Source organism: Niveispirillum sp. (assembly GCF_017996735.1).
Lineage (GTDB): Bacteria > Pseudomonadota > Alphaproteobacteria > Azospirillales > Azospirillaceae > Niveispirillum.
Genome location: NZ_JAGOGJ010000216.1, coordinates 1 through 6,551 on the forward strand (window position 1 = coordinate 1; position 6,551 = coordinate 6,551).

General features: G+C 63.6%; 6 protein-coding genes. 3 read left to right on the forward strand and 3 right to left on the reverse strand.

The window, feature by feature from the left end; genetic code table 11:
- Nucleotides 1-440 precede the first annotated feature (440 nt).
- Nucleotides 441-1,199 carry an SDR family oxidoreductase gene (locus tag KBA48_RS31670; RefSeq protein WP_292912665.1) on the reverse strand — a complete coding sequence of 253 codons (759 nt, stop codon included), beginning with the start codon at nt 1,197-1,199 and terminating at the stop codon, nt 441-443.
- Between the two features lie 141 nt (nt 1,200-1,340).
- Between KBA48_RS31670 and KBA48_RS31675 the strand changes: the two genes are divergently transcribed.
- Nucleotides 1,341-1,937 (forward strand): TetR/AcrR family transcriptional regulator, encoded by a 597-nt coding sequence (locus tag KBA48_RS31675; protein WP_292912666.1) that lies wholly within the window; start codon nt 1,341-1,343, stop codon nt 1,935-1,937.
- On the opposite strand, the gene KBA48_RS31680 is transcribed toward KBA48_RS31675, so the two are convergent.
- On the reverse strand, nt 1,934-3,166 hold the full coding sequence (locus KBA48_RS31680) for a hypothetical protein (protein ID WP_292912667.1): 1,233 nt from the start codon (nt 3,164-3,166) through the stop codon (nt 1,934-1,936). The genes KBA48_RS31675 and KBA48_RS31680 overlap by 4 nt on opposite strands.
- Nucleotides 3,167-3,468: 302 nt before the next feature.
- Here KBA48_RS31680 and KBA48_RS31685 point away from each other — a divergent pair, with 302 nt between their 5' ends.
- Entirely contained in the window at nt 3,469-3,867 is a 399-nt protein-coding gene (locus tag KBA48_RS31685) for a hypothetical protein (protein WP_292912668.1), read from the forward strand.
- Here the strand turns inward: KBA48_RS31685 and KBA48_RS31690 are convergent.
- A complete protein-coding gene (locus KBA48_RS31690; RefSeq protein ID WP_292912669.1) occupies nt 3,857-4,921 on the reverse strand; it encodes a GDP-mannose 4,6-dehydratase in 1,065 nt (354 codons plus the stop codon). The genes KBA48_RS31685 and KBA48_RS31690 overlap by 11 nt on opposite strands.
- A gap of 141 nt (nt 4,922-5,062) precedes the next feature.
- Here KBA48_RS31690 and KBA48_RS31695 point away from each other — a divergent pair.
- Nucleotides 5,063-6,551: tetratricopeptide repeat protein (locus KBA48_RS31695; RefSeq protein WP_292912670.1), on the forward strand; the 1,489-nt coding region annotated here is incomplete at its 3' end.

The following is a 6,551-nucleotide window of genomic DNA, read 5'->3' on the forward strand; positions in this document are numbered from 1 at the left end:
GGAATGAAGATCGAGGATTTTTTGCAATCGTGAATCCAATTCTTGATTCAACAAATTCTTCATTAATATCTGGCAGACCCATAATTTCTGCTGATTTATTACTTCAGATGCAATCCGAATAATACACCATCTAAGTTTCACATAAAAATATTTATATTTACGAACGCATGTTTTGGATAGAAGGAATTTGAATTCAGGATAGATCAGGTCACTACCAAGGCAAAAGCATAGCAGGCGCCCTCCCGGAGTAATTGCTCACGTGGTTGGCTTGAGCGGCGTTCATTTCCGGTTCTGGCACCATCTGGGAAACCATCGAGCGTGATGAAATGGCGGAAATCAGCCCTTGTCGAAAACCAGATCACCGGTCAGAATCCAGATCCTGTGCTGGACGCGCCAACCACGTGAGCAATTACCCCCCACGCGCCTGCCGGCCCCTTCCCTTAAATCCCGAACCCGCCGGCCACGTCGATCACCCCGCCGGTGATATACCCCCCGTTCGGCCCCGCCAGGAAGCAGACCAGGGCCGACACTTCCTCCAGGGTCGCGATGCGGCGGATGGCGTGCAGGTTCATCAGGGCCTCGGGCACGCCGTCGCCCAGCACGGCCGCCGCCATGTCGGTCGGCATCACGCCGGGCTGCACGACATTGACGGTGATGTCGCGCCCGCCCAGGTCGCGGGCCACGCCCTTGGCATAGCCGGACAGGGCCGACTTGGTGCCGGCATAGTCGGCCATACCGGCGAACGGCACATGGGTGCCCAGGCCGGAGCCGATCAGGATGATCCGGCCGCCATTGGACAGGACGGGGGCCGCCGCGCGGGTGGTGGCCACCGTGCCCATGACATTGATCTGCCATTGCCGGTCCAGATTGACGATATCCAGGTCGGGATCATCCACCGGCTTGCCCTGCACGGCGATGGCTGCGTTGGCGACCAGGATGTCCAGCCGGCCGAACGCGGCCACCACCTGATCGACCAGCGGCTTGGCCGCCGTCATGTCGGCCTGATCGCTGCGGATGGCGATGGCCCGCACGCCCTTCTCCTTCAGGCTTGCCACCACCGCCTCGGCCTTGTCCGCCGAGGCGACATAGCTGATGGCGACATCGGCCCCCTGCTCGGCCAGCGCCAGGGCCGTGACGGCGCCCAGACCGCGCGACCCGCCCGTGACCAGGGCGACCTTGCCCGTCAGTTCCTTCGACATGGGAATTCCTTTTCAAAAGGGGAGAGATGAACGTCGCCCGATTATCGTAACGAACGTTATGATAATGATCGTTACGGAATATGGACATTCCGTGTCAAGCGGTTTAATAATGACCGTTATGGAAATCGTCGGACAGGGCTGATGGGACGCCATCGCGAATTTGACATGCAGAAGGCGCTGGACGCCGCGCTTTGCGTTTTCTGGCGCAAGGGCTATGAGGGCGCATCCTATGCCGACCTGACGGCGGCCACGGGGGTGGAACGTCCGGCGCTCTATGCCGCCTTCGGCAACAAGGAGGCTTTGTTCCGCAAGGCGCTGGACCGCTATTACGAACTGTACCTGGACTTCGTTCCGCAGGCACTGGAGCAGCTGACGGCGCGGGAGGTGGCGGCGCACATGCTGTATAATTCAGCCGACCTCAACACCCGCTTTCCCGACCGTACCGGCTGTTTCAACATCAATGGCGCGTTGGCCGTGTCGGACGGGGCGGAGACGATGCGCCGAACCCTGATCGAGGCGCGCGCCGAGGGCGAGGCGCAGTTCCGTGCGCGGTTCGAACGCGCGAAGGCGGAGGGCGACCTGCCCCCCACGGCCAAGCCCGACGTGCTGGCCGCCTATCTGATGGCCGTGCTGCACGGCATGGCGGTACAGGCCAAGGCCGGGTTCAGCCGGGAGAAGCTGAATTCTGTGGCCGAACAGGCGCTGTCCGCCTGGCCGGCGGGAAAGACCGTCGATTAGCGCCCGGCCGGATAGATCACCGCCCATACGCTCGCCAGCCGCGCCTCGTCACTACCCGGCGGCAGGGTGGCCATGGTGGCTGCCGCCGCCTGCATCTGCCCTTTCTTGTATTGCAGCATGCCCAGGCGCAACCGGACCGCCGCCGGTGACATCAGCTTGCCTTTCAGCGCCTGCTGCAAAAGGGAGATACCCTGGTCCAATTGGCCCAGCGACGCATAAACCATGCCCAATTTGGCGATGGCGTTGGCATCCTTGGACCCCAGCACCCGGGCGTGGTTTTCGTCCAGTTCCTGTTTCTGCGCGGCCAATTGCCGGGCAGCATAATCGCGCAACCGCTGCTGACGTTCCAGTTTGGGGCCGTGGCCCAGGATGCCGGCCTTCCACCCCTTCTCCAGCACGGATGCCGCCTCCGCCGGCAGTTCCTCCACCATGGCGCGCTGGGCCATTTCGGTGAAGGAGTCCGGGTTTTCATAAGCGTCCACGGCCAGCCGCAGCCGTGCCCAATCCAGGTCCAGCCGCTCCGGGATCGGCTTGTCGCGTTCCATGGCATCGAACAGGCGGAACCAGTCCACCCTGCTGTTCTCCAGCATCAATTGCTGGCGCAGAGCCTTGATATAGCCTTCATTATTGCCGGACCCGAATTCGGAGGCGGCCTGCAATTGCAGCAGTTCCACCGAAGGGGTGCGCCCGGCCTTGCGCTGTTCTTCGATCATGCCCTGCACAAGCCGGGCCGCCTTTGCCGGCTCCTTCGCGCGGTAATAGGCTTCGGCCACCATCTGCCGGAAGGCATCGCTTTTACGGCCCGCCGCCATGGCCTTTTCACCGAAGGCCGCCGACTTAGCGTAATCGCCCGCGCGGTACCATAGCTGTGACAGGGTTTCCAATGCCCCACCCTGATCCGCCGCCGACATCGGCACCAGGGTCAACGCCGCTTCGAAGGCGTCGGCGGCCTTGTCGAACCGGTTTTGCGCCTTGTAGATCGCCGCCCGGGTCAATTCCACCGCCCATTTCTCCTCGGCGGTGATCCCCGGCGCCGCCCCGGCCTTGGCGATCTCGGTCAGTGCCTGATCATACCGTTTCGCGTCCAGCGCCGCCCGTGCCGCCTTCAACGGAACACCCACAGCCGGGCTGACCGTGATCTCCGCAACCACCGGTGCCGTCAGCAAGGCCAGCATGGTCGCCAAGGGCAACAGGCCCCGACGCAAAGCACTGAAACGGACGGGATACATCTTTCCTCCGGGCGGGATGGCGTGCGGACAGACCGGCTTTTTTGCGTCGGATTACGTATGGGATCAAGGGATTGAACGAGGGACAGGACGGAAAATCCGAACCGGACGGGAGCGGACATCGATCCCGTCCTGCCGCCGATCCGTGAAATCAGTGGCCTCAAGGGGGTCCCCCGCCCCTGCTCATCCAGGATAGTCCGATCTATGTATGACACTTGCACTACACGTCTGGGATTGATTCCTGTGTCATTCCTGCCTTATTTCTGGGCATGGGGCAGACATTTGCAGCATGACGAGGTTTATTTATGGTTTGCGTAATCCGGGCGTTCGTGGGGCTGGCATTGCTGGCCATCCCGCCGATCGCCGTGCCCCTGGCGCAGGCCAGCGCCACCGTCGTTTCCGATGAAGAAAGTTGCACGGAAACCGCTGCAGGCCGCTGTGATTTTACGGCGGGGAGCGAGGGCGTGCATCGTATCCGGCTGGCGCTGGCCAAAACCCAGCCCCAAAACATAAGCCAACTGTCGATCAGCGGCCAGCAATGCCCCCTGTCGCGAGAAACCGCGGCCGACGGGACGGTGACGCTATCCTGCTTCGCCTACCTGTCGGGCGGAATGGTCTATCAACTGTCGATCCCCGCGCAGGCGCAGGTGAGCATTGCCAAGGCGAATGCCGCGCAGGGGCAGTCGGTGACCCTTATCCCCTGACCGCGTCCCTGCTCTGACGCCCCCGTTCTGCCGCCACCATCATGGCGACAAGCGCCGGCAGATCGACCGTCGGGGACCAGCCCAAACGGTCGCGCGCGCGGGTACTGTCACCGCGCAGTTCCCCCACCTCGGCGGGGCGGAACAGGGCCGGGTCGACGGTGACACAGGTACGGCCGCTATCCAGATCGATAGCGGTCTCCCCCGTCCCTTCGCCGCACCATTGCAGGCGCATGCCCAGCGCCCCGGCCGTCAGGGTCACGAAATCGCGCACGCTCCAGGTGCGGCCGCTGGCCAGGACGTAATCGTCCGGCCCACCCGCCTGCAGCATGGACCACATGCCCCTGACATAATCGCCGGCAAAGCCCCAGTCGCGGCGGGCATCCAGGCGCCCCAGCGCCATGGGGAGGTCTTCCATGCCCGCATGCCAGCGGACCAGACGCCGGACGATCTTGGCCGTGACAAATTCCGGCCCGCGCAGCGGCGATTCGTGGTTGAACAGGATGCCGTTGACGCAGAACAGCCCATAGGCGATCCGGTAGAGCGTGGTCATCTGATGCGCGGCCACCTTTGCCACGGCATAGGGGCTGCGGGGCCGGAACAGGGTGGTTTCCCGTTGCGGCACCTCCGGTGCGTCCCCGAACATCTCCGATGTGGACGCATGATAGAATCGGGCGCCCGGATGACGGGTCCGGATCACCTCCAGCAGGTTGGTGGTGGCAACGGCGTTGCTGGCGAAGGTTTCCGCCGGCACGTGGAACGAGGAATGAACCGAGCTGTGGGCCGACAGATGGTAGATCTCGTCCGGCGCATGGTCGTCCAGCAGCCAGGAAACGGCGCGGGCATCGGTCAGATCGACGGTGACACCCGTCACCCGCCCCAGCAGCCCCATCTCTTCCAGCCGCCATGCCCGGCTGATCGGTGTGCCGCCGGGCCGCAGGGTGCCGGTCACACGATATCCCTTTTCCAGCAGCAGCGCGGCCAGATAGGCCCCATCCTGACTGGTGATGCCGGTGATCAGCGCGCGCCGGCCACCCGTTCCAATGTCCCCACCCATCAACCCGTTCCGACGATTGCGATGGCATCGGCGGTGCCGATGCGGATATTGGGTATCTATAGAATGTTCGGCACCGGGTTGGATCAGGAATATCGGTGCCAAAGGTAATCTATCCCAATGAATCGACATCGGAACCGGCCCATGCCCGCCTTCACCGACCTTTTTACTGCCGCCGCCGCCCATCACGATGCCGGACGGGTGGCCGAAGCGCGGGCCGGATACAAGGAAGTGCTGCGGCAGCAGCCCGGCCATACCGACGCGTTGCAACGCCTTGGCATACTTCATCTCCAGGCGGGTGATTATGCGGCGGCCCTGCCATTGCTGGAACAGGTGGTGACGGCGGAACCGGACCGTGCCGTCCACCATTCCAATCTGGCCAGCGCCCTGCGTCGGCTGGGCCGGTTGCCGGAGGCGCTGGATGCCTGTGTGCGGGCCTTGCGCCTGTCGCCCGACTTTGTTGATGCCCATCTCAATCTGGTCAATGTCCTGGACCAGATGCAGCGCTATGGCGATGCCATCGCCGCGCAGAAACAACTGATCACCCTGCGCCCCTATACCGGCGAGGCGCGGTTGCAATTGGCCCGGTTGCTGATCCTGGATAACCGCGCCGAAGAGGCAGTGGAGGCGCTGCACGAGCTGCTGGCCATGCAGCCCCTGTCGGTGCATGCCTATACCAATCTGGGGGTGGCCCTGCGCCGACTGGGACGGCTGGACGATGCCGCCGCCGCCTATCGCACGGCGCTGGGTTTCGCCCCCGATGATACGGGCCTGCTCAGCAATCTGGGGATCGTGCTTCAGGACCAGTACCGGTATGCCGAGGCAATGGAATGTTTCCGGCGGGCCCTGGTCCGCCAGCCCGACAGCGCCACCACCCATCTGAACCTGTCGGTCGCCTATCGTGAGGAAATGCGGATCGCGGAATCGGTGGAAAGTGCACGCGCCGCCGTTCGGCATGATCCCGGCCTCGCCGCCGCCCATACGGCCCTGGCCGTCGCCCTGCTGATGCAGGGCGATTATGAGGAGGGGTTGGCGGAATATGAATGGCGCAGCCGCATGGCGGATTTCCCGTCACCCCGGCGTGATTTCACCTCCCCCGCCTGGGACGGGTCGGCCGGGCCGGGCCAGACCCTGCTGGTGCATGACGAACAAGGGGTGGGCGATGCGCTGCAATTCGTGCGCTACCTGCCTGTGCTGAAGGCACGCGGCTTCACCGTCATCCTGGAATGCAACAGCCAACTGGTCCGCCTGCTGGGGCGCATGGCGGGCGTGGACCAAGTGATCGGGCGGTTCCAGCCGCTGCCGCCGCACGACGCGCATATATCGCTGCTGTCCCTGCCGCATCTGCTGGGCGCGCGCATCGACACTATTCCGGCCGATGTGCCCTATCTGGCGACGGAGCCGGAATTGCAGGCGCACTGGGCCGACCGGCTGTCGGGATTTGCGGGGCTGAAGGTGGGGCTGGTTTGGGCCGGCAATCCTGAATTCAAGGCCGACCATCTGCGCTCGCCCGGCCTGCGGGCCTTCCGTCCTTTGCTGGACCTGCCCGGCATCTCCTTCTTCGGCCTGCTGATGATCTTGGGAGCCGTCTTTTACTTTTCCAAATGCAGGAGCAACACCATGTATGACTATC